Genomic DNA, 22079 nt, shown 5'->3' with positions numbered 1-22079 from the left:
TTACTTCATAAAGATATATGGCCTTACACTAATGTTACTTCTTTGCTTCTTTTTTTGCGAAGCGAGTTGATATTAGAAAGCACTATTGCAACTAAAATCAGTGCCACTCCAAGCCACTGCACGGTCCAAACTTCCTCCCCTAATATAATACTCGACATCAACACGGCCACAGGAAGCTCGGCTGCACTTAAAATTGCACCTAATCCCAAGCCCGTTTCAGGCAGACCGTAGGCATAAAAGAGCGGAGGAATAACAGTGCCAAATAAGGCTAATATTAATCCCCATTTAAAAAGCCCGCTTGTTAAAGCACCATTGACTAAAAACATGGGAGGAAAAACCGATAATATTAGAATGCAGGCACCTGTTAAGATAAGGGCACTCTTTGTGGCAGGATGAAGTTGGTTGCCTACAGCGCCATTTATCATCAAAAATATACTATAGCAGAAAGCTGCCAGTACTCCGTAGCCTATACCTATAAGGTCAAAATCTGGTAAATCGGCAGAGAATAAACGCCCTGCCAATGCGGTACCTAACAAAATGAGGGCTACTGTGCCCAACTGCGTTCGTGTTGGTAACCTGCGCTTCATGATGGCCTCTATCACCAAACTCATCCAGGTAAACTGCATCAGCAGCAGGATGGCAATGGAGGCGGGCACTGTTTGTACTGATTTATAATAGAAAATGCTAACCAGACCTGTGCTCGTACCCATTATAATCAATTTGAGTTTTTCCCTGAACGATGTGCTGTTGCTTTTGCTGCTAAACAGCTTTCGCAAAAACACAATAGTCCAAAGAACAATCAACCCAAATAATACCTGAGTGCCCGTTACATCACCCAGAGTAAAGCCTTCTTTATATGCTAATTTTACGAACGTAGATAAAACGCCAAAACTACACGCGCCAAGAAAAACCAAAACGATTCCTCTGAACATGATCGTCACCCTCAAAAAAAATGAACTTCGAAAAATATAAAAGATGAGGCGGCTGCCTCTGATTAAGAAGAAGTACGCACGCTTACAGGTCGTGTAGAACGTAGCCTGTAATAAAGATTTGTGTATGTGCTAAATGATGTGGCATTTTCTCTTGCAAGGCTGCAAAGGTAAGCACAACAAGCCTTATTAACCAACAGAATGTGTCGGTTTTTTTGGAAAATAAAGGTGGTTTATTGTTCTACTTGCGCCTCCTCCATCATCTTTTCGGCCTCCCGTTCACCCAGGTAGCTGTCGATGAGGTAGTGGGCTATATAGAGAAGAGGTGTGAGCAGGATAGCAACAGCAAATTTGTAAATATAGTTGATGGCAGCAACAGACAGTACCTGCTCCATGGGCCAGTTGCCGAAGAGAAAGAAAGCCACAAACAGAACCACAAAACTGTCAATGAGCTGCGACACAAGTGTGGAGCCTGTCGCGCGAAGCCAGATTTTTTTACTGCCCGTAAATTGGCGCAGCCAATGAAATACGGTGGCATCCAGGAACTGCGAAATCAGGAACGCCACAACAGAGCCAATAATAATGCCCAGCCCTTGACGGTATACGCTGTTAAAAGCAGTATTAATATTAAAAGGGTTTCCCTGTGCATCTGTGCTGTTCACGTCTAACCAGAACGGAGCTGGCGGCAGGCCTGTTACAATAGTGATAACAAGGAAAGCGTACAGGATGAGCAGCACCGTCAGGACACTTACTTTTTTTACTCCTGCTTTCCCAAAATACTCATTTATAATGTCGGTGGTAATGAATACAACCGGCCAGATAATAACGCCTGCTGTCAGGTTAAAGTCCAGTTTAGAGCCACCCAGTACAGGTATTTGTGCGCCAGGAAGTCCAATTAGAGCTTCTCCTGAAAATATTTTCACCCCAATCAGTTCAGCCAGCAAGGCATTGGATATAAAGATGCCGCTAAGCACGAGGAACAGGTGTGTACGCCTCTTTTCAGAAGTAGAAGTATGCTGCTGCATGAAGAGATGACTTAAAAGCAATAAGTTGATTTACCCTGCAATTTACTATTATTCAGTAAATCTGTGCCTCCAGATATATAGCACGTATTGCATTACACTTAGATGGACTGCATTTGAATGAGCTTATGTAAATGTATAAAGAGGGTAAACTCGTGAAGTACCCCAATCTTTTACAACCTGATTCTACTCCCGGATACAGAAGATACTACCTTCAGTAGCTAAATCCGATTGTGGGAACACTTCCTGTGCCTCCGTCAGCAGCGGTGTGAGGTCCTTGTAACGAACAGAGAAGTGGCCTATGAGCAAGCGGCGCACCTGTGCTGCAGCTGCAAGTTCGGCAGCCTGTCGGGTTGTGCTATGGAAAGTATAATAAGCACGATCACGTAATTCATCCGTAAAGGTAGCCTCATGGTAAAGCAGGTCCACGTAGTGGAGGTAGGGGAGAAGCGCTGGCTTAAAGCGACTATCGGAGCAGTATGCATAACTCCTGCTGCGCTTCGGTTCCATGGTTACATCCTGGTTATACACCAGTACATTCCCATGCTCATCTGTAACATCCTCGCCCCACTTGAGGCTAACCAATTGCGGCGGGGTCAAGAAAGAGGGGAGCTTCTCTTTTATGAGCGGGCGTGCCTTCTGCTTTTCCCGGAACAGGAAGCCGCTGCAGGGTACACGGTGCTCCATGGGTATGGTGTGTACCGTAATCTGCTTGTTTTCAAAAATCTTTTTGTGGCTGGTTGTGTCCAACTCATGAAAAATGAGCGGATAGCAAAGGTTCGTGCCGGAATATTTGAACTGTAAACTTAGAATCTCTAAAAGCCCGGGAGGGCCAAAGAGGTACAGCGGTGTGTGGCGGCCCTGCAGGTGCATGGAGGAAAGGAGACCTGCCAATCCAAAGTAGTGGTCGCCGTGGAGGTGGCTGATGTAAATATTGCAGATGCGCTGATGCTTTATCTTGTATTGCATCAGCTGCATCTGCGTTCCTTCACCGCAATCAATCAGGTGATACTGATTGTCTATGGTAAGTACCTGAGCGGTGTGGTGTCTGTTTGCCGTTGGTGTGGCCGACGAACTGCCCAGTATCCTGAGTTCGAAATCCACAACAGGCGGTATACTTAGTCTTCTTTGTTAGTCAGGTCCTGCTCAATCTCATGCAGGAACACACGGTCAATTGCTTCTTCCACTGTAGGCAGAATGTTGAGCACGGACTCTAACTTTGAAATAGTGATTAATTTCATGACATGATCCTGTAAGCCTGTCAAAATCAAAAGGCCGCTTGATGAGTTGCACAGGCGGTTTGCGATTAGGATTGAGCTAAGGCCTGAAGAATCAGTGTATTTTACATTGCTCAGGTCAAGAATCAGATTAGTGATGCCCTCTGCGTTCAACTTCACGAACTCAGACTTCAGGTCCGGCGCTATGGAAGTGTCAAGCTTCTTCTCATCTATCGTGATAATTGTATAGTTTTCTTTCTTATCAATCGTGTACTTCATAGATCTACCTGTAAGTATTTAAATGCGAATGTACCAAAATCTGCTTTATATTTCTTAATTATTGATGTTAAAATTATTGTTACCAATATGCTGCTCTATACGCGATAGCACATCTTTATAACTGTTTTTCTCAAATTTATGACCTGTAAACACCTCATACAGCTCTATGTAACGCTCTGAAATGCCTTGAACGACCTCATCTGTCATCTCTGGCACTGTTTGTCCTTCTTTTCCCTGGAAGCCGTTTTGTATGAGCCACTGCCGTACAAATTCTTTTGATAGCTGCCTTTGTGGCTCTCCCTGCTTCTGCCTTTCCTCATAACCTTCGCTGTAGAAGTAGCGGGAAGAGTCAGGGGTATGAATCTCGTCTATCAGGTATACCTCCCCGTTGTATTTACCGAACTCATATTTAGTGTCAACCAGAATAAGGCCCTGTTGTTTCGCCAGTTCGGTGCCACGGGCAAACAGCGCACGTGTATATTGCTCTAAGATAAGGTAATCCTGTTCTAATACAAGGGTTTGAGTTAAAATTTCTTCCCTTGAAATATCCTCATCGTGGCCTTCGTCGGCTTTGGTTGTTGGTGTTATAATCGGCTCCGGCAGCTTGTCGTTTTCTCGTAATCCTTCCGGCAGTGCAACACCACATACTATGCGTTTTCCTGCTTTATACTCACGCCAGGCATGCCCTGCCAGATACCCTCTTATCACCATTTCAACCTTAAATGGCTCACACATGTAGCCGATGGTTACATTAGGGTCTGGTGTGGAAACTACCCAGTTGGGTACAATATCGGAGGTTGCCTTTAGGTTGAGGCTGGCAATCTGGTTCAGTACCTGCCCTTTGTAAGGAATCGCGCGGGGAAGTACCACATCAAATGCAGAAATACGGTCAGTGGCAACAATGGCCAGCTGGTCATTAAAATAATATACATCACGGACCTTGCCTCTGTAAAAGCCAGTTTGGCCGGCAAAGGAGAAGTTCGTTTCTTTTATGGCCTCCATTAATTCAGTGTCGTTATAGGCGAGCAAAGTTAACTATATTTTATCCGTCCGGAAATAATTCTGAATGATGTTGCCAATTGCTAAGCGTTTGTAAAATATAGGCAGTAAATAATATTGTATTATACTATGATAGGTGAAGGGAGTTTTATACTATACAACCTATAAGTTGCATGTTATGCTGAATATGATATTTTGCATCTGCTGTGTCTATTGCGCATAGTTGATGCTGTTTTTAGATTTACCTGCTTAATGCATTTAATTAACAAGTAAAGTGGAGTCCTGTAAAGAAGCTTGGAAAGTTCCACCCGAACGTGCGTGATACGCTGGGTATAGTATATTAAAATCAGCTTTTAAACGCTTGGCAGCTTGCTTCCAAGGCTTTATGAAACGAAATACCTATGCTGCCGTAGGAGTTGAAAAGAAGCCGCTGGTGGAATCAGAAATCAAAAAAATCTATATTTTTATTTGGAATTGCTTTACTAGCGTTTTATCATTGCAATATCAAGTCAACTATCCCTTCGGGATTTGATTTATAAAGAAGAGTGGAGAGACAGGCTCTGTGAAACTCTAGCAACCTAACTAACGAGGTTAAGGTGCTAATTCCTGATTCCGGAACATCCGGAAGAATATAAATTGATACGAACATGAAAAAGGGAATCAATTCAGCACCGCACAGTTTATTGTTTTCGATGCCAGCAGCAGTCCTGTTGCGGCGGCATGTTTTAGCACAGGCTACAAGCTACATGCGCACGCCCATGTGCGCTATGCGTTGCTGTTGTTGCTAAGCTAAATCCTCGTTTTGCAGCATCGGGCACAGACAAGCCTTCTGCTGCACTTTTTACATCATACGCTTTCAGGCGTTTTCTAATTAAATCAATCAGCCATTCCTAATCCATAAACCGAACAACCATGTCAGACACACTACACTTCGAAACCTTACAGCTACACGCAGGCCAGGAAATAGACCCTACTACACAATCCCGTGCTGTACCTGTTTACCAGACTACCTCTTATGCCTTCAAAAATGCAGAGCATGGGGCCAACCTGTTTGCACTAAAGGAGTTTGGGAATATTTATACCCGCATCATGAACCCGACAACAGATGTGTTTGAGAAGCGCATAGCAGCCCTGGAAGGTGGTGCAGCAGCCGTGGCGGTGGCATCCGGGCAGGCAGCACAGTTTATTGCGCTGAGCAACATCTTGGAATCCGGTGACAATTTTGTGTCCACGAAGTTTTTGTATGGCGGTACTTATAACCAGTTTAAGGTTTCGCTCAAGCGGTTGGGAATAGAATCGCGCTTTGCGGAGAACGATGAGGTGGAAAGTTATGAGAAGCTGATTGATGAAAAAACCAAGGCCATTTATTTAGAAACAATCGGTAACCCACGTTTTAATATTCCAGATTTTGAGGCCATTGCAGTGCTGGCCCACAAGCATGACATTCCGCTGATAGTGGATAACACCTTCGGGGCAGGTGGTTACCTGTTCCGCCCGCTGGAGCATGGCGCCAATATAGTAGTGGAATCGGCCACTAAATGGATTGGCGGCCATGGTACCAGCATAGGCGGTGTGATAGTGGACGGCGGAAACTTTAACTGGGGCAACGGCAAGTTTCCGCAGTTCTCTGAGCCATCTGAAGGCTACCACGGCATGAAGTTCTGGGAAGTGTTTGGAACAGACGGGCCATTTGGGAACATTGCTTTCGCGATACGTGCCCGTGTGGAGGGACTGCGTGATTTTGGCCCTGCCCTTAGCCCGTTCAATTCCTTCCTGTTGTTGCAAGGCCTTGAAACACTTTCGCTTCGCCTAGACAGGACAGTGCAGAACGCGCTGGAACTGGCAATGTGGCTGGAGCAACATGAGCAGGTAGAATCTGTGAATTACCCAGGGCTAGAAAGCAGCAACTACCACGAACTGGCGAAAAAATATCTGAAGCGCGGTTTCGGTGGCGTACTTTCCTTTAAACTGAAAGGAGGAGACCAGCAACAGGCGGAGACCTTTGTAAACAGCCTGAAGCTAGTGAGCCACTTAGCCAACGTGGGCGATGCCAAAACACTTATCATACACCCGGCTTCTACCACGCACCAACAACTCTCTGATGCAGAACAGCTTAGTGCTGGAGTAGAGCCAACGCTGCTGCGCGTATCAGCCGGTATTGAACATATAGAAGACATCAAAGCCGATTTTGAGCAGGCTTTTGCCAAAGTAAAGGAGGGGCAAACGGAGCCCGCATTATAAGAAAAGAATATGCCATCACATCACGTTTTTGAATACCAGAATACTTTTACACTGGAGTCGGGTGCTACGCTGCCCGGCTTCCAGCTTGCCTATACCACCTTTGGCACGCTAAACGCACAGCGCAGTAATGTGGTGTGGGTGTGCCATGCGTTAACCGGCAGCGCTGATTTCACCGATTGGTGGTGCGACCTGTTCGGGGAGGGCAAACTGTATGACCCGCGCGAGTGGTTTGTTATCTGCGCCAATACTTTAGGTGGCTGCTACGGCTCTACCGGGCCACTCAGCATTAATCCGGAAACGCAGCAGCCTTATTATCACAGCTTCCCGCAGCTGACAAACCGTGATGTGGTGGCTGCTTTCGACCTGCTGCGGCGGCATCTGGAACTGGAGCGTGTACACACGTTGATAGGTGGGTCTTTAGGTGGGCAACAGGCTCTGGAGTGGGCGCTGCTTCAGCCTGATGTGTTTGAGCGATTAATTCATGTGGCTTCTAACGCACGGCACTCTCCCTGGGGCATTGCCTTTAACGAAACACAGCGCATGGCTATCCGCCAGGATCCGAGCTGGGCAACAGACACTGAAACCGCCGGTTCAGAAGGTTTGAAAACAGCGAGGGCCATTGCCATGCTTTCGTACCGGCACTACAACACCTATGCGGTAACGCAGCAGGAACCCGGCAACAGCATCACGGACAATTTTCGGGCTTCCAGTTACCAGGTACACCAGGGCGAAAAGCTGGCAAAGCGTTTTAATGCCTATACCTATTGGCTGCTTTCCAAGGCGATGGACTCCCACCACGCGGGCCGCGACAGAGGTGGACTGGAGAAGGCGCTGGCGCATCTCAAGGCAAGGAGCCTTTTTGTAGGAGTAAATTCAGACTTGCTGTTTCCGGTGGAGGAGCAGCGTTTTCTGCACGAGCACGTGGCTCATTCATTTTTTTATCTTATTCAGTCCGACTACGGGCATGACGGTTTTCTGGTAGAGTTTCCGCAACTGACAGAGGCTATCACGAATTTCTATGAGGAAGAAGAAAGGTTAGAGGAACTTAGCTATGAGCAGGAAGAGCTGTAAGCGGATGATAATTTATGGGTTTGGCCAGGGAGGGAAGGAACTTGTATAGAAGGATACAGGAAGACCTGAAACTGTCAGAAATTGGAAATCAACAGGATTTGCGCTTATGACGAAAATTAACCTCTGGCGTATCGGCATTAGTTTCAAGCGGCTGGTGCACTTATCATGCAAGTCGCTGTAATCATGGGCTTTAATTTTATCAACAAGCTTCTATAGTTACAACAGAAAAGTTCTTTTGAGCAGCAGTTTAACGTATTCAGGTTTATTTTATTAGTAGAATGCAATAATCTTGATAATTATTAGCACCTAAAATGTGACTACTAAGAAATATTTATATTGACACACTTTTTTTTAGCTTTAAAATAAGTTTGGCCGTACTAATAAATATCAGATGGCGATATAATTTGTACGGAAATGAAAAGAACTCTAATTCCTGTTTTAGCAATCCTCACTCTACTTCTTACATTTACTTCCTGCAGGCAAGATGGACCTGCTCCAATACGTAATATAAAAGCTGGCCCTAACCTTTTAAAGGCACAGGCAGGACAGCCCTTTACGAACTATACCTACTTTACAGGCCAAAACCAGAAGGCTTTAGGCAATGTGTACACAAAAGATGTATTGGTGTCTTTTGTGGGCGGCCTGACCGCAGATCAGGAGCAGTTTACCTTAACGCAGTATGGGTTTGTAAAGAATAAAACAGAGCAGGTGGCAACAGATGTAGCGCTGCTGCATAGAGTCGAGTTAGTAGACGGGTTGAACAGCAATCAGGTGGAACAGGCTTTGCAGGAATTAGCAAGTGATCCTAACATAAGCTATGCTGCCCCTTATTTCCGGGATGGTAACAGCCTGATTGGTGTCAGTAATCAGGTTATTGTAACACTGGATAATGGAGATACGGAAGTGCTACAGCAACTTGCGAAGGACTATAATGCGGAAGTGCTGAAATCAATTGGCGAAGGTATTTATTTATTAAAAGTGGACAATGCATCGAAAGGCAACGCATTAGCTTTTGCAAACTATCTACACGGCCAAAAAGGAATAGCACAGGCAGAACCAGACTTTATTGTAACGCTGGACTAGTTACAGACATTATACGAAGGTGATTAGCCTTCTTTCTATCAGAAAAGCAAACAGGTGAAAAACAAAACCCGGCTTCTTCAAGATGCCGGGTTTTGTTTTTTTGTCAATTAAGCTCTTACAGGTATACCGCTTTTGCTTTATCCCGCAGGTTATAAGCCGAGGCCATTACCTCACCATATGCCCCTGCCGACCAGATAGCGATCAGGTCACCTCTTTGGGTTTCAGGAAGTATGACAGCCTTGCCAAAGCAGTCAGACGATTCACAGATAGGGCCTACCACATCATAACGGGCTTCTGCTTTATCGCTTGTCAGGTTCTCGATTTTGTGATACGACTGGTACAGGGCCGGGCGAATCAGTTCCGTCATACCGGCATCCAGAATAGCGAAATTTGTGTTCTGCCCGTTTTTGATGTACAGCACCTTTGATATAAGTGTTCCACATTGTGCCACCAGCGCACGGCCCAACTCAAAATGCACTTCCTGCCCCGGACGCAGTTCCAGGAACTGGTTGAAAAGCCCGAAGTAAGCCTCGAAGTCGGGAATAGGGTGTTGCTCCGGGTGATAATAGTCCACACCTAGGCCACCGCCTACGTTTATATGCTGCAACTGTACGTTTCGCGCCAGGAACCATTCCTGAAACTCATTCACCCGCGTACACAGGTTCTTAAACACAGTCAAGTCTGTAATTTGAGAGCCGATGTGGAAGTGAATGCCAATCAGCTCGAGGTGCTTTAGCTCCTGCAACTGCTCCAGCACACTTTCCAGTTCCCAGGCGTTGATACCGAACTTGTTTTCTTCCAGGCCTGTGGTGATGTACTTGTGCGTGTTGGCGTTTACATTCGGGTTAATGCGCAGTGCTATCCGCGCCACACTTCCTTTTTTCTCTGCCAGTTCATTCAGCACCTCCAGTTCGTGACTCGACTCGCAGTTAAAGCAGAATATATCCTGTTCCAAGGCATAGTTTATCTCAGCATCGGATTTGCCTACTCCTGCAAATACAACATCCTGGGGTGCAAAGCCATTTTCAATGGCTGCTTTAATCTCGTTTCCACTCACGCAGTCTGCTCCAAAGCCGTACTCGCGCATTGCATCCAGCACAGGAGCGTTTGCGTTCGCTTTCAGGGCATAATGTACGTGATAATTATACTTGTCGGCTTCTTGCTTTGCAGCTTGCAGCGTCTGGCGCAGCAGATTTAAGTTATAGGCATAAAAAGGAGTTTGCTGCTGTTGCAACTCCTCTAGGTTCAGGTTAAGCATTTGATGTATTTCTCTCAAAAATTCCTTCGTTCAGTTTCGTCAGAGCCTCTACTTTGTCTCTGGTTTCTATCAGCAGACTGATGTTGTTCTTGCTTCCGCCGTAGGATATCATGCGCACCGGGATGTGCTCCAGTGACTCAAATATCTTAAAGGCAGAGCCGCTGCGTGTTGAGATAAAATCACCTACTACACAAATAATCGTCTGCTCCTTATCTACTTCAACCTGCCCGAAAGCCTCCAGCTCCGAAATGATTTCATTCAGGAACTTGTCATTGTCAATAGTCAGAGAAACAGCTACCTCTGAGGTAGTAATCATATCAATGGGAGTCTTATAGCGCTCGAACACCTCGAACACGCTGCGCAGGAAACCATATGCTAACAACATCCGGCCCGATTTAATTTTAATAGCCGTGATGCCGTCCTTTGCAGCTACGGCTTTAATGCTGCCCCCAGTGCTCTCAGCGGAAATGGTAGTGCCTTGCGCCTCGGGCTCCATCGTGTTAAGCAGGCGTACCGGTATATTCTTTTTCTTGGCAGGCGTTACGCTGCTTGGGTGCAGAATTTTAGCACCGAAGTATGCTAGCTCTGCCGCCTCATCAAAAGACAGTTCCGCAATTGGGTAGGTGTTTTTGACAATGCGTGGGTCGTTGTTGTGCATACCACTGATGTCGGTCCAAATCTGGATTTCGTTGGCATCGGCAGCAGCACCTATCAGGGAGGCAGAATAGTCAGATCCTCCGCGTTTCAAGTTGTCTATCTCGCCAAACGCATTGCGGCAGATATAGCCTTGGGTAATGAAAAGCTTTGCGTCCGGGTACTGCTCCAGTTCTGTTTTCAGTTGCTTTGCGATGTATGGTGCATCCGGCTCTTCGTTTTCATCAATTTTCATGAAGTTAAGGGCCGGCAGCAACACCGACGGAATCCCATTCTCCTCAAGGAAGAACTGGAATAATGCCGTGGAAAGTAACTCACCCTGCGCCAGTACCGCCCGCTCTTCATGAATCGTGAAAAGGTCCTGCGTAAAAGCGCGGAGGTAGTCGAAGTGGGTAATCAACAGTTCGTTTGCCTGTTTCCTTTTTTCAGTGGAGGTGTAGAGTTCCTCTACCACCTGTTTATATTTATCATGCAGCGCATCAATCAGCGCATTTGCTTCCTGGTTCTTGTTCTGGTACAGCGTTTCAGCTATTTGTACCAACGCGTTTGTAGTGCCCGACATAGCGGACAACACCACAATTCTAGGCTCATCACTTTGGATGAGCGAGGCAACCGCCCTCATTCTCTCAGCAGAACCTACAGAGGTGCCACCGAATTTCAGAATTCTCATTTATGTAATTGAAAAATGAAAGATTGTTATACCGTAAAATTAGCAAAAAACGAGCGTAATATTGTAGCTTATCAAAACTATAGATACAAAAAGAAGGCTTTGTAAAATAATAGCCTCCCTGTTTTATAGTATGGTTAAGGTCTTTTGCTTGAGAATCCATACCCTAACGATGAAAATGATAGGCGATAACTGCTGAAGTTCAAACTTCTTCTGAAGCGCTATTAACGGTTACAGTACACAACTATACTGGCAGCGTTACCACCAAAGCCTGCAGCATTTACCATAATACGGGTGAAGCAAGGGGCGCTGGAAGAAGGAAGTAGCGTAGGGAAAGGAATAGCTGTAAACTGCTGATGCTGCAGAGCATGAAGTGCATATTGGAGACTAAGGGCACCGGAGGCACCGAGGGTATGGCCAATCAGCCACTTGTTTGTGGTGATAGCAGGCGATTTTTCTTTAAAAACTGCTTTTATGGCAGCAAGTTCTGCTCTGTCGCCGGCGCGCGTGCCGGGGGTATGGGTGATAATGAGGTCTACCTGGCGATTGTGCTCCGGTAATTGCGCAAGCGCATGCCGCATTGACTTCTGAAAGTTAATGCCTTCCGCAGATATTCCCGTTTTACTCTGTATTTTTTCAAAGCCCACACCAACTGCTTCCACCACTAAATCCCCAGTTTTGATGTGTCCTTGTGGGACCTGCTCCAAGGCAAAAACAGCGGCACCTTCGCCTAAAACAAAGGTATTCTGCTTTTCTACCGCATAAGGCTGGCAGTGGTAAGGCTGGTCCGCAAGTTTAGAATAAATACCCACAGCCTTCATCTGTGACAACGTGAAAGGTGTGAGCGGAGCCTCGGTGCCTCCTGCCAGAAAGCGCTGTGCCATACCTGCCTTCAGCCAGGCCACTCCATTGGCCACAGCCATTAATGCGGTGCTGCAGGTAATGGAATGGCTGATTTGCGCGCCACCCGCATTTACGGCATGCGCCACCCAACTGGATAGGTTGCCTAAGGTGGTGGTAGGAGAGGCGCTGGAAGAGAGCGTACCTTCTGGGCTCTGCTGATAGCCATTGAAATGCTGCTCAAACAGGCCCGTGGCACCTCGCGAAGAACCAATGTTCACCCCTAAATCGTCTGCAGTAGCTGTACCTTCCTGCAGCCAGCCTGCTTCTGCAGCCGCCTGTCGTGCGGCATATATGGCCAGCAGCACAGAGCGGTCAAGTTGCCGGTAGTTCTGGTCTGACTGGATTAGACGCTGCAGTTCAGCCTCCGCTGTGGCGGGAAGTGCGGCAATAGGAACGGCCTGCCCATGATGCATAACCGTAGAAAAGGCAGGAATGCCTGCAGAATAAGCGGCGGCAACTGACGCTGCATCATACCCTAGCGGCGAGATAAGGCCTGTTCCCCTGATGATGATATGTGAATTCTCTGCTTCCAATGCTTCGGCAAAGGTAAAAGATTAATCGCAGACTATGCGGATAAGAACAGAAAAGCACATGAGTAGTAAATGGAAGCTTCTACGGCTACAGATTTAATCGTGCAGCATGGTTAAGTCCGGGCGGGGGTAAGCCCTGTTACCTGAAACCACCTCCTGCATCCCTAAAATGGTTTGATACACCTGGTCAAGCTGCTTATTTGTGATGCAGTAGGGCGCAATAACATAGATGATATTGCCCAGCGGCCGAAGAATTACGCCTTGGTCTAATGCAAAGCTATAGAGTGTATCCCGCAGGTCGCTGAAATAGGAGGTGGTGCTATCCTCAAACTCTACAGCCAGTATGGTGCCCTGCTGGCGTACTTCCCTAATATACGGCATTTGCTTAATGCGTTCTGCAAAGGCAGTATGCTGACTGCAGATGCGGCGGATGTTATCCTGTGTCTCAGATTGCAGCAGCAGGTCGAGGCTGGCTAAACTGGCGGCGCAGGCTACCGGGTTGGCTGTGTAGCTGTGGCCGTGGAAGAGGGTTTTGCTTTTGTCTTCGTGCAGAAAGGCTTCATAGATTTTTTCGTTGCAGGATGTCGCCCCAAGCGCCATGGTGCCGCCTGTGAGCCCTTTCGAAAGGCAAACCATATCCGGTTGATACTGCAGGTAGTCGGTGGCGAACGTGCGGCCGGTGCGACCAAAACCCGTCATCACTTCATCGGCAATGGACAGGATGTTGTGCTGCTGGCAGAGCTGCATGAGTTTATTGAGTACCTCCGGCGTATACATCACCATGCCCGCTGTGCCCAACACCAGCGGCTCGTAAATAAAAGCGGCCACATCACCGCCTGAGGCATAGGCTTCCAGTTGCTTTACTGTCTCTTCCTCTTTGCCAGGAATGGGCACATCCACGAACTCTACCTCGAACAGGTAAGACCAAAAGGGGGCAGTAAAGGCGCTGCGCGCGCTAACAGCCATAGCACCAAAGGTGTCGCCGTGGTAGCTGTCGCGGAAAGCTATGATTTTCTTTTTAGGAGTACCAAGGTTGTTCCAGTACTGGATGGCCATTTTCAGCGCCACTTCCACAGCAGTAGAGCCATTGTCGGAGTAGAACATACGGCTCTGTCCCTGCGGCAGGATTTGCAGTAGGCGCTCTGCTAATTCCACAGCTGGGGCGTGTGTGAAGCCGGCAAAAATAACATGCTCCAGCGTTTGCAACTGTTCTGCAACCTTACGGGCAATGTACGGGTGGGCATGCCCGTGCAGGTTCACCCACCACGACGAAACAGCATCAACATATCCCGTACCATCTTCAGAGTATAACATGGCTCCTTCACCACGAACGATCGGGATTGGAAGGGCGGCTGTTTTCATCTGTGTGTACGGATGCCAGATGACGTTCTGGTCGCGCTGGGCTAAAGACATTTTACTGTTGTAAGTTTAACTTAAAAAATAAAGTGTAGAGTTTCTCCCAAATTCTCAGCTTATCTTTTTACAATACTGATTTAAACTCCTCAGCGTATGCTGCTACGGTTTCTTTGCAGAACTCTGCCTCCTGCCGAATGGAAGGCAGCTTGCGCAGACCGGTGTAGTTCACGATAAAATCTTCGGAGGCCGTGTTTTCTTCATCGTTAAAGATAATGCCGGCCACCGGCACTTTGCGGTAGCGCAATACCTCGGCTGTGAGTAAAGTGTGGTTGATGCTACCCAGGTAGTTTCGGGAGACCAGTACTACCTCCAGCCCCAGTTGTTGCACCAGGTCCAGCATCAGGAAGCGCTTGTTGAGGGGCACCATCAATCCTCCGGCACCTTCCACCACCATGTTGTTCTCGGTTTGCGGTAGTTTCATACCATGCACGTCAATTTCTAGGCCCTCTGCAGCGGCAGCGCGGTGTGGGGAGGCAGCCATTTTAAGACGGTACGCCTCCTGGTGAAATACAGACACTGTATTTGATACCAGACTCTTAACAGTATCGGTGTCTGTAAAATCCAGGCCCCCTGCCTGCACAGGTTTCCAGTAGTCGGCCTGAAGGGCTTCGGTCAGGATGGCGGCAGCAACTGTTTTGCCCACGTCTGTTCCGATGCCGGTGATAAAATAGCTTTTCATATTCCTTTGGCTATGGCCTTCACGAGGCCGTCAATTTCCTGTAATGTATTATATGCATGCAAGATCACCCGCAGGCGCTCCTGGCCTTTCGGCACGGTAGGGCTTAGTACGGGACGCACATCAAACTTCTCTGCCTGTAAAAACGAAGCCAGTGCTTTTAACTTCGCAGTGCCACCTTCCTCCACAAAAACAGAAAGTATCACACTTTCTGAAGGAGTACAGCGGATGCCGTTTATCTTATTCAGTTGCTCAGATAATTGGCTGGACAGCATTTTTACCTGCTGGCGCTCTTTATCCAGTTCCGGAAGCAGACTGTAAGCGCATTTCAGCGCAACCAGTGCATGCGTTGGTAAACCGGTGGTATAGATAAAAGCACGGCTGTAATTAATAAGAAAATCGCGCAGCACCTGTGGCCCTACTACAGCGGCCCCGTGTGCTCCCATCGCTTTTCCATAGGTAATTACCTGTGCAAATACCTGGCTTTCTAAACCCAGTGCCACGGTTAATCCTTCTCCTTTGTCTCCATAGAGGCCCACAGCATGTGCTTCGTCTACTATCAATGCCGCATTCGCAGTTTTGCATAGCTGCGCCAAACCTTGCAGCGGCGCTTTATCGCCTTCCATAGAGTAGACAGACTCTACCACCACATATACCTGCCCCTTAGCGAGCTTCAGTTTCTGTTCCAGGTCCTGCAGGTTGTTGTGCCGGAAGCTGTAACTTTTTGCGAAGCTCAGGCGCAGGCCATCTTTCATAGAAGCGTGGCTGGCTTCGTCGTAAAAAACGGTGTCGCCCCGCTGCGGCAGGGCAGACAGGAGCCCTACGTTAGCAGCATAACCGGAATTGTACAGCAAAGCTGCCTCTCCGTGGTGATACTTGGCTATCGTTTTCTCCAGTTCCTCAAATAAAATGTGGTTGCCAGATAATAGTCGCGAGCCGGTTGCTCCCAACGGTAAATGGCTGTACTGCTGCTCTGTTGCCTGAATGTGTGCCCGCAGTTTTTCGGAACGAGCCAGTCCGAGGTAGTCGTTTGAGCAGAAGTCGGTGAGGCCGGTGGTGGTTTTGAGCTGGCGCAAGTTATCTTGCGCCGCCCTTTCCGCCAGCTTTTGCTGTAATCGTTTATGTATCTCCATAGGCGGCTGTTACACCGTCTGTGGCTGTGTTTCTTCTTTGAAAGATTTGCGTGGGGAGAGGCCCAGCAGGTCGAACATCGCTTTGTCCTGGTCGAAGTCAGGATTCGGTGTGGTCAGTAGTTTCTCTCCTGTGAAGATGGAGTTCGCGCCAGCCAGAAAGCAAAGCGCCTGCTCCGTTATGTCCATCTGCTCACGGCCAGCTGAGAGGCGCACCATTGTTTTAGGCATCAGGATGCGGGCAGTGGCAATCATGCGCACCATCTCCCAGACAGACACGCGCGGCTGGTTTTCCAGCGGTGTTCCTTTTACCGGCACTAGCGCGTTTACCGGCACAGACTCCGGGTGCTGCTCCAGCGTGGACAGGGTATAGAGCATGCCAATGCGGTCTTCGTCCGTTTCACCCAGTCCGATGATACCACCTGAGCAGACAGAGATACCGGCTTTGCGCACGTTGTTGATGGTGCCTAAGCGGTCATCGTAGGTGCGGGTGGTGATAATTTTGTCGTAGTGTTCTTCGGAGGTGTCAAGGTTGTGGTTGTAGGCATACAGCCCGGCTTCTTTCAGCCGCTCTGCCTGGTACTCGTTCACCATACCTAAGGTGCAGCAAACTTCCAGTCCTAAATCATTCACGCCTTTTACCATGTCCAGCACCTTGTCAAAGTCGCGGTTGTCGCGCACTTCGCGCCAGGCAGCGCCCATGCAGAAACGGGTAGAACCGCCTTCCTTTGCACGTCTTGCTGATGCCAGCACCTGCTCCTGTTGCAGCAGCTTATGCACGTCAACACCTGTATTGTACCGGGCTGCCTGCGGGCAATAGGCACAGTCTTCAGAACAGCCGCCTGTTTTCACGGATAATAAAGTACAAACCTGCACCTCGCCGGTCGCCTGGTGTTGCTTATGCACATTAGCCGCTTCTACTATCAGCTCCAGCACTGGCTTATAATAAATCGCTTTTATCTCCTCCAGACTCCAGTCGGTTCGGATGTCTGTGTTCAGTCCGTTTTGGGTCATGCTACTCGTGTTTAGGTTACGAAGGTAATTTGAAGATTTAGGAATTAAAAATCAAAGATATGGGTAGGTTTAGTGGATAAATAGCTAAGTAGTTCAGCTGTTGATGATTTTCTGTGGAAAAATTGGTTTGTTAATTTGTTAGCATTTTTTGAGATGAAGCTAGTTCCATATTTTTATACCCTTACCTGTGTGGCTGGACCGTCCTACAAGGTGATTTTTAGTTAAAATGAAGTGCTGTGTGATAAATTCTCATAAACTCCCCCTTATCACAAGATTTCTGACATAGCTTAAAATTTGATTTTAAGAGTTGTATTATTTTGTAATTATAGAGGCATATCCAAAGCTTTATTATTATTTTATTTTATATTGATAAAGTAGATAAAACCTGATTTGCTTATGCTTTCCACTTCTCCAAATCAACAAGCAGCCAAGCATACTCATGTGATAAGGCTTTTTCCGATGATTATTGCAAAGGCACTTGCGTCAGTAGTGCTCTTTTTAATGATGGCATACATAGCAGGCATGGCTTATGAAAAAATGTATCATCCTGAACCTGCTACACTTGCTTATAAGCTTATCCGTGGTTTTGACCTGAATTGGGAAGAGAATGTTCCTGCCTTTTTTTCTTCTGCTATACTGCTACTTGCGTCCCTGCTACTGGTTACGATTGCTAGATTGAAAAAGAGTTATGGAACAGAGAGGAGAAAATGGGGAATTCTAGGTTCTGTTTTTCTTTTTATGGCTATCGATGAGAGTCTTCAGATCCATGAGTATGTAAGTAAAGTTGTAAGACCCATGTTGGTGAGTGACCTTTCAGGCTTGCTTTATTGGGCGTGGGTGGTGCCATATGGGGTGCTGGTGTTAGCTGCAGTGGCTTTTTTTCTGCCTTTTGTATGGAGACTGCCTTCAAAAACTAGAACACTTTTTATTTTATCAGGTGCTATGTTTGTGGCAGGCGCACTTGGGCTAGAGCTTTTTGAGGGGTATTTCTATGTGAGATACGGATACGATCATATCTACAACCTGGTGCTGTACTGTATGGAAGAGGTATTGGAGATGAGCGGAGTGGTGCTTTTTATCTATGCGCTGCTGGATTACATGGTGTTGTTAAAGGCGCAGGTACTGTTTGTTCCCGATAAGCACAAGTAGGGGTTGGCGGAACAACTATTCGGTTCAAAAGAAACAGATGTGGCTGCAGGGCCAAAAGTATAGCGTATACTTTTCTTATTCCAAAATAGTCTGACACCTGTATCAGAAAGAGACAGTATAACAGAAAAGCACTCACTTCTGAGTGCTTTTCTGTTATTAGCAGGCTTATTTCGCCTTCTCTTCCACTACCTGGCCATTTCGGAATATTACTGTTTTCAACAGCTTTCCTTCTTCATCAAAGTATTTCCAGCTGCCTGTTTCCCTGTTGTTGCGGAACTGGCCTGTTACCGCTGTTTTGCCGGATTCAAAGACCTGCTTATAAGGCCCAAAACGAAGGCCGTCTTTGTGGCTGGTTTCAGACTTTAATTTGCCGGAGGGGTAAAACTCAGTCAGTATGCCAACAATTTTTGTCTTCTCATACTTCACCTTTGTTTTCACTGCACCATTCTCATAATAGGTCAGGCGGTCGCCGTTGAGCTGATCGTTGCTGAAGTTTTCGCTTACCTGAACTTGTTTGCCGGGTGCATCAAAGTATATCTTCCAGTTCCCGCTGCGCTTTTTGTCCTTAAACTGCTCTTCCGCTTTTACATTCCCGGAAGCATAGTAAGCTGTCATCTTAATATCGCTGCCGTTGTTGCTGTAGTTGGCTTCTTCGCGCAGGCTGCCATTTTCATAAAAGAATTGGGTTAGTCCTGCCGGATTGCCGTTTTTATAGTTGATCACGCTGCGGGCTTTGCCGTTTTCAAAATAAGCTTTTGATGGGCCGTGCATTTTACCTGCCAGAAAGCCTCCTTCTGTGCTCAGCTTTCCGGATTTATAGTAGCTTTTAAAGGTACCGTTCTTCTGGCCCGCTACATTATTTACCTCTGTCTGCAATTGTCCATTGTCGAAGTATGTCTTGTAGGAGCCTTCCAACATACCTTTTCGGTACACAGCATCTGTTTCTATGTTGCCGTTCGGGTAGTAGGTTTTGGCAGGGCCATTCTGTTGGCTGTCTTTGTACGTTATCTCCGACTTTGGTTTGCCTGTCGGGTAATACTCGCGCACCAGCCCCTCCGGAAAACCATTTACAAAGGTTGTTTCTGTTTTAAGGGTACCATCGGCATAGTATGTCTTCAGCACATTACTCTGCTTGTCATTTTCATAAGTGCCTTCCTGCAGCAAGCGCCCATCAGGCTGGAAAGCCTTGAAAGGACCCTGCTTAATGTCCATGACATAAGTAAGCTGGATCTTTGGATTACCATTAAGGTAAAACTCCGTGTAAATACTGTCTTTTTTGCCTTCTACAAACTTCATCAGCGCCTCCCGCTCTCCGGTAGAATAGTAGCGGTTATAGTAACCCACTATTGCTGAGTCCGGTGTGATATAATATTCTTCTTTAACAGAAGTGCGGGCTTCGTCGTGGAAGGTGGTGACCTTTGTTTGCGCTGTGGCAATGGTGTGCAGCAGGCACAGCGTAGCAGATAACAGCAATAATCTATTCATGAATATTTTTAGCAGTTTTGATTTTGATGTAGCATATGAGCCAGCTTTTGTGCCTGCTCTTAGCTTCATGAAATTAAGAAACAACAATCATGCGACAAGAATTCAATCAGGAGCAGTTCCTTGAATCTTTCTTTTATATGAATCTAACTGCAGATAAAACAAATAAATTATCTTCTTCGGAGACTATTTCTTATATACAAACAAAAAGCCTTGTTGCTGATTTTAAGCTTAGAAAAGAATTGTGATGTAAAAGTATATAAGTGGCAGGAAGAGGTCGGCTGAGGTATACACAGATAAACAGTTAGAGAAAACCAGCAGCGGCAGCTTTATACTAAGTTAAACTTCGCCTGGCTAAGATGCTGTTCTGCCTAGCTATTTCTATTCCTTTCTGAAGCTGGCCATCTGGTACTGGATGGTATAAGTAAGGGAGGTTGTTATTCGTTGTCGGCTAATTGTTATTGCGGGTGGTGCCTCCAGGAAATTATTCTTCCGGATAGGTATCCAGCTTAATCTTTTCGATCAGGAGGTAATTTTTGAATTGGTGAATAAGTTTGCCCATTTCTTTTTCCTTTTGCTCCAGCGCCGCTACTTCTTCGTCAGAAGTTTGCAGCACCGGGCGCAGCCTGAAAAGACTGTCCTGTAGATGCGGAATAGCGCCTTCTATATGCTGTCGCATTTCTTCGGGCTGCTCATTTTGTAATTGCTGCTCCAGTTCCTGGATGTAACGCTCCAGAAATTCCACCATATGCCAGGGGTTGTTCGGGCGGTTCCAGGTGAACGTGGTGTTGCAACGGCGGCAGCGGTAAGTGTTGCTCTTCCAGCCGTACTCATTTGCAGCCACTCCGGTTTTTTTCAACATGTCTGGCAGGTGGCATTTCGGGCATTGCGCCTTGTCGTCAATAATTCTCTCGAGGCGCTGGCGCTTGTCTAATATGGCAGCGCGGTTTTCAGCATGCCTGTAAAGCTGCGTCTCTAAGTTCTTACATGCCTTGGTCAGTTGCTCATGCTCTTCAGTAAGTTCACCTGTAGCCACCAGTTGGTCGCCGCGTTTGCTAAAGAAGCGAATCAATTTTATCAGTTCTCTTTCGTTTGACTTTAGTTCTGCTTGGTTCATGTGACAAAAATATGGTTATTTTGAGAGTTAGAAAGTTGGAGGGTTAAAAAGTTAGAAAGTGAGAGAATGAAAAATTAACTTCTTGACCTATACAAAAGCAAAACAGGTTGAAATACACCTAATCAGAAAGCCTTGTTTGTTCGCCAGAAGCTGGATTGGTATGTTTCAGTTTTGGTGATATAAGGCACTATCAACATTTTCTCAATTGATTTTGACTTTCTAACGCTCTAACTTCCAGACTTTCTAACTATTAGAACTCCCACTCTCTCTAACTCTTTTGTAAACACGGATGGCGAGCATGAGAATAGCGGAAAAAAGAATTAACCCTATGATGCCCCAGAGCATGCTGAGGGAGCTTTTAAGCACCACAAGAAAAACGATGCTGATGAGGAACAAGGTGGCTACTTCGTTCCAGATGCGGAGTTGAGTTGGAGTATATTGCAGGACACCTTGCTGTTGTTGTTTGAAAATACGATGGCAGAGGAAATGATAAATATAAAGCCCCACAACAAAACATAGCTTCCAGACGAGCCAGCCGGGGATAGCGCCGTATAGGTATAACATCGTTAAGCCGAAGATTAGCGTGAGCACAGCAGAGGGCCAGGTGATGCCGTACCACAGTCTTTTCTGCATCAGGGCCAGTTGCCGCTGTAAGATAGATTTCTCCGGCTCCGGCTTCTCATCCGCTTCTGCATAGTATATAAACAGACGCACAATGTAGAACAACCCGGCAAACCAGGTAACAACAAAAATGATGTGCAGCGCCTTAACATAGAAAAAGCTCATGACTGTGATGCTTGTTTCTGCAAAGGTAAGGGATATATGACAGAATGTTTGGCTTACTGGTTTTTCTGAGATGCTGCTATCACCAAGCACAAACATAAAAAAAAACAGCACCAAACCACCCCTGCCCCTCCTGGGGGTGCAGGGGCCCCCTCAAAGTCCCAGGAGGGGAATCTGCTGTTCAGGCTCTAACCGGGTTTTTTACAGTAACTATAATTGAATGGTTTATACTCTAGCTAAAATGATGGAAGCTTTTGTAGTAGTAGGATAAACTCCCTCTCCTGTTTTTAGGAGAGGGTTGGGGTGAGGTAAAGCTCCCCTCCTTAGACGTAGCTACGATTAGGACACAAACTTTGAGGCGCATTTGTTCTCTGTTCTAAAAGGAGCAAATGAGCGGTGACATATTCAGCGACCGGCGTATCAGCCGTCGTGTAGAGGATTTGGCAACGAGGATACTAG

19 protein-coding genes and 1 riboswitch are annotated in these 22079 nt (G+C 46.8%); of the genes, 4 read left to right on the top strand and 15 right to left on the bottom strand.

The window, feature by feature from the left end:
• Nucleotides 1-23: 23 nt before the first annotated feature.
• The 5 genes from E1919_RS22690 to E1919_RS22670 all read right to left on the bottom strand — a co-directional run bounded on the left by E1919_RS22690 (nucleotide 24) and on the right by E1919_RS22670 (nucleotide 4449).
• Nucleotides 24-932 (bottom strand): EamA family transporter, encoded by a 909-nt coding sequence (locus E1919_RS22690; protein WP_162055698.1) that lies wholly within the window; start codon nucleotides 930-932, stop codon nucleotides 24-26.
• A 230-nt stretch (nucleotides 933-1162) separates the two neighbouring features.
• On the bottom strand, nucleotides 1163-1954 hold the full coding sequence (locus E1919_RS22685; protein ID WP_162055697.1) for a queuosine precursor transporter: 792 nt from the start codon (nucleotides 1952-1954) through the stop codon (nucleotides 1163-1165).
• A 183-nt stretch (nucleotides 1955-2137) separates the two neighbouring features.
• A complete protein-coding gene (locus tag E1919_RS22680) occupies nucleotides 2138-3055 on the bottom strand; it encodes a ribonuclease Z (protein ID WP_162055696.1) in 918 nt (305 codons plus the stop codon).
• A gap of 14 nt (nucleotides 3056-3069) precedes the next feature.
• Nucleotides 3070-3447 carry an STAS domain-containing protein gene (locus tag E1919_RS22675; RefSeq protein WP_115567158.1) on the bottom strand — a complete coding sequence of 126 codons (378 nt, stop codon included), beginning with the start codon at nucleotides 3445-3447 and terminating at the stop codon, nucleotides 3070-3072.
• Nucleotides 3448-3501: 54 nt separating this feature from the next.
• A complete protein-coding gene (locus E1919_RS22670; RefSeq protein WP_162055695.1) occupies nucleotides 3502-4449 on the bottom strand; it encodes a phosphoribosylaminoimidazolesuccinocarboxamide synthase in 948 nt (315 codons plus the stop codon).
• Nucleotides 4450-4976: 527 nt separating this feature from the next.
• Nucleotides 4977-5084: riboswitch (SAM riboswitch) on the top strand.
• A 274-nt stretch (nucleotides 5085-5358) separates the two neighbouring features.
• Between E1919_RS22670 and E1919_RS22665 the strand changes: the two genes are divergently transcribed.
• The 3 genes from E1919_RS22665 to E1919_RS22655 all read left to right on the top strand — a co-directional run bounded on the left by E1919_RS22665 (nucleotide 5359) and on the right by E1919_RS22655 (nucleotide 8841).
• The gene (locus tag E1919_RS22665; protein ID WP_162055694.1) at nucleotides 5359-6687 is read left to right on the top strand and encodes an O-acetylhomoserine aminocarboxypropyltransferase/cysteine synthase family protein; all 1329 of its coding nucleotides are present in this window, start codon (nucleotides 5359-5361) and stop codon (nucleotides 6685-6687) included.
• Nucleotides 6688-6696: 9 nt separating this feature from the next.
• The gene (metX, locus tag E1919_RS22660) at nucleotides 6697-7758 is read left to right on the top strand and encodes a homoserine O-acetyltransferase MetX (protein ID WP_162055693.1); all 1062 of its coding nucleotides are present in this window, start codon (nucleotides 6697-6699) and stop codon (nucleotides 7756-7758) included.
• 414 nt (nucleotides 7759-8172) lie between these two features.
• Nucleotides 8173-8841, top strand: a complete 669-nt coding sequence (locus tag E1919_RS22655) for a S8 family serine peptidase (RefSeq protein WP_162055692.1) — start codon at nucleotides 8173-8175, stop codon at nucleotides 8839-8841.
• Between the two features lie 115 nt (nucleotides 8842-8956).
• On the opposite strand, the gene lysA is transcribed toward E1919_RS22655, so the two are convergent.
• The 7 genes from lysA to bioB form a co-directional block, all read right to left on the bottom strand.
• The gene (lysA, locus tag E1919_RS22650; RefSeq protein WP_162055691.1) at nucleotides 8957-10099 is read right to left on the bottom strand and encodes a diaminopimelate decarboxylase; all 1143 of its coding nucleotides are present in this window, start codon (nucleotides 10097-10099) and stop codon (nucleotides 8957-8959) included.
• Nucleotides 10092-11423 (bottom strand): aspartate kinase, encoded by a 1332-nt coding sequence (locus E1919_RS22645; protein WP_162055690.1) that lies wholly within the window; start codon nucleotides 11421-11423, stop codon nucleotides 10092-10094. Before E1919_RS22645 ends, lysA begins: the two co-directional genes overlap by 8 nt.
• Nucleotides 11424-11644: 221 nt before the next feature.
• A complete protein-coding gene (locus E1919_RS22640) occupies nucleotides 11645-12856 on the bottom strand; it encodes a beta-ketoacyl synthase N-terminal-like domain-containing protein (protein WP_237144799.1) in 1212 nt (403 codons plus the stop codon).
• Nucleotides 12857-12949: 93 nt separating this feature from the next.
• On the bottom strand, nucleotides 12950-14266 hold the full coding sequence (gene bioA / locus E1919_RS22635; protein WP_162055689.1) for an adenosylmethionine--8-amino-7-oxononanoate transaminase: 1317 nt from the start codon (nucleotides 14264-14266) through the stop codon (nucleotides 12950-12952).
• Between the two features lie 67 nt (nucleotides 14267-14333).
• Complete coding sequence (gene bioD, locus E1919_RS22630; protein ID WP_162055688.1) at nucleotides 14334-14948, bottom strand: dethiobiotin synthase; 615 nt, start codon at nucleotides 14946-14948, stop codon at nucleotides 14334-14336.
• Nucleotides 14945-16078, bottom strand: coding sequence for an aminotransferase class I/II-fold pyridoxal phosphate-dependent enzyme (locus E1919_RS22625; protein ID WP_162055687.1), 1134 nt, complete (start codon nucleotides 16076-16078; stop codon nucleotides 14945-14947). The genes bioD and E1919_RS22625 overlap by 4 nt, the downstream gene beginning before the upstream one ends.
• A gap of 9 nt (nucleotides 16079-16087) precedes the next feature.
• Nucleotides 16088-17089: a biotin synthase BioB gene (gene bioB / locus E1919_RS22620; protein WP_162055686.1), complete on the bottom strand. Its 1002-nt coding sequence runs from the start codon at nucleotides 17087-17089 to the stop codon at nucleotides 16088-16090.
• A gap of 396 nt (nucleotides 17090-17485) precedes the next feature.
• Here bioB and E1919_RS22615 point away from each other — a divergent pair, with 396 nt between their 5' ends.
• Nucleotides 17486-18238, top strand: a complete 753-nt coding sequence (locus E1919_RS22615) for a multidrug transporter (protein ID WP_237144797.1) — start codon at nucleotides 17486-17488, stop codon at nucleotides 18236-18238.
• Nucleotides 18239-18403: 165 nt separating this feature from the next.
• Here E1919_RS22615 and E1919_RS22610 read toward each other — a convergent pair whose 3' ends face one another.
• From E1919_RS22610 to E1919_RS22600, 3 genes are all read right to left on the bottom strand, one after another.
• Entirely contained in the window at nucleotides 18404-19723 is a 1320-nt protein-coding gene (locus E1919_RS22610) for a toxin-antitoxin system YwqK family antitoxin (RefSeq protein WP_162055685.1), read from the bottom strand.
• 481 nt (nucleotides 19724-20204) lie between these two features.
• Nucleotides 20205-20837, bottom strand: a complete 633-nt coding sequence (locus E1919_RS22605; protein ID WP_162055684.1) for a hypothetical protein — start codon at nucleotides 20835-20837, stop codon at nucleotides 20205-20207.
• Nucleotides 20838-21080: 243 nt separating this feature from the next.
• On the bottom strand, nucleotides 21081-21623 hold the full coding sequence (locus E1919_RS22600; protein WP_162055683.1) for a CopD family protein: 543 nt from the start codon (nucleotides 21621-21623) through the stop codon (nucleotides 21081-21083).
• Nucleotides 21624-22079: the final 456 nt, after the last annotated feature.

This window comes from Pontibacter pamirensis (assembly GCF_010015475.1).
GTDB lineage: Bacteria > Bacteroidota > Bacteroidia > Cytophagales > Hymenobacteraceae > Pontibacter > Pontibacter pamirensis.
The sequence above is the reverse complement of the archived record's forward strand: the minus strand, read 5'-3'. Positions and strand labels throughout refer to the sequence as shown.

Coding starts and splice junctions, on each gene's coding strand:
- E1919_RS22670 (WP_162055695.1), bottom strand. CDS start 4,449: ATGGAGGCCATAAAAGAAACGAACTTCTCCTTTGCCGGCCAAACTGGC.
- bioD (WP_162055688.1), bottom strand. CDS start 14,948: ATGAAAAGCTATTTTATCACCGGCATCGGAACAGACGTGGGCAAAACA.
- bioB (WP_162055686.1), bottom strand. CDS start 17,089: ATGACCCAAAACGGACTGAACACAGACATCCGAACCGACTGGAGTCTG.
- E1919_RS22600 (WP_162055683.1), bottom strand. CDS start 21,623: ATGAGCTTTTTCTATGTTAAGGCGCTGCACATCATTTTTGTTGTTACC.
- E1919_RS22645 (WP_162055690.1), bottom strand. CDS start 11,423: ATGAGAATTCTGAAATTCGGTGGCACCTCTGTAGGTTCTGCTGAGAGA.
- E1919_RS22655 (WP_162055692.1), top strand. CDS start 8,173: ATGAAAAGAACTCTAATTCCTGTTTTAGCAATCCTCACTCTACTTCTT.
- E1919_RS22685 (WP_162055697.1), bottom strand. CDS start 1,954: ATGCAGCAGCATACTTCTACTTCTGAAAAGAGGCGTACACACCTGTTC.
- lysA (WP_162055691.1), bottom strand. CDS start 10,099: ATGCTTAACCTGAACCTAGAGGAGTTGCAACAGCAGCAAACTCCTTTT.
- E1919_RS22665 (WP_162055694.1), top strand. CDS start 5,359: ATGTCAGACACACTACACTTCGAAACCTTACAGCTACACGCAGGCCAG.
- E1919_RS22675 (WP_115567158.1), bottom strand. CDS start 3,447: ATGAAGTACACGATTGATAAGAAAGAAAACTATACAATTATCACGATA.
- bioA (WP_162055689.1), bottom strand. CDS start 14,266: ATGTCTTTAGCCCAGCGCGACCAGAACGTCATCTGGCATCCGTACACA.
- E1919_RS22690 (WP_162055698.1), bottom strand. CDS start 932: ATGTTCAGAGGAATCGTTTTGGTTTTTCTTGGCGCGTGTAGTTTTGGC.
- E1919_RS22615 (WP_237144797.1), top strand. CDS start 17,486: ATGCTTTCCACTTCTCCAAATCAACAAGCAGCCAAGCATACTCATGTG.
- metX (WP_162055693.1), top strand. CDS start 6,697: ATGCCATCACATCACGTTTTTGAATACCAGAATACTTTTACACTGGAG.
- E1919_RS22610 (WP_162055685.1), bottom strand. CDS start 19,723: ATGAATAGATTATTGCTGTTATCTGCTACGCTGTGCCTGCTGCACACC.
- E1919_RS22625 (WP_162055687.1), bottom strand. CDS start 16,078: ATGGAGATACATAAACGATTACAGCAAAAGCTGGCGGAAAGGGCGGCG.
- E1919_RS22605 (WP_162055684.1), bottom strand. CDS start 20,837: ATGAACCAAGCAGAACTAAAGTCAAACGAAAGAGAACTGATAAAATTG.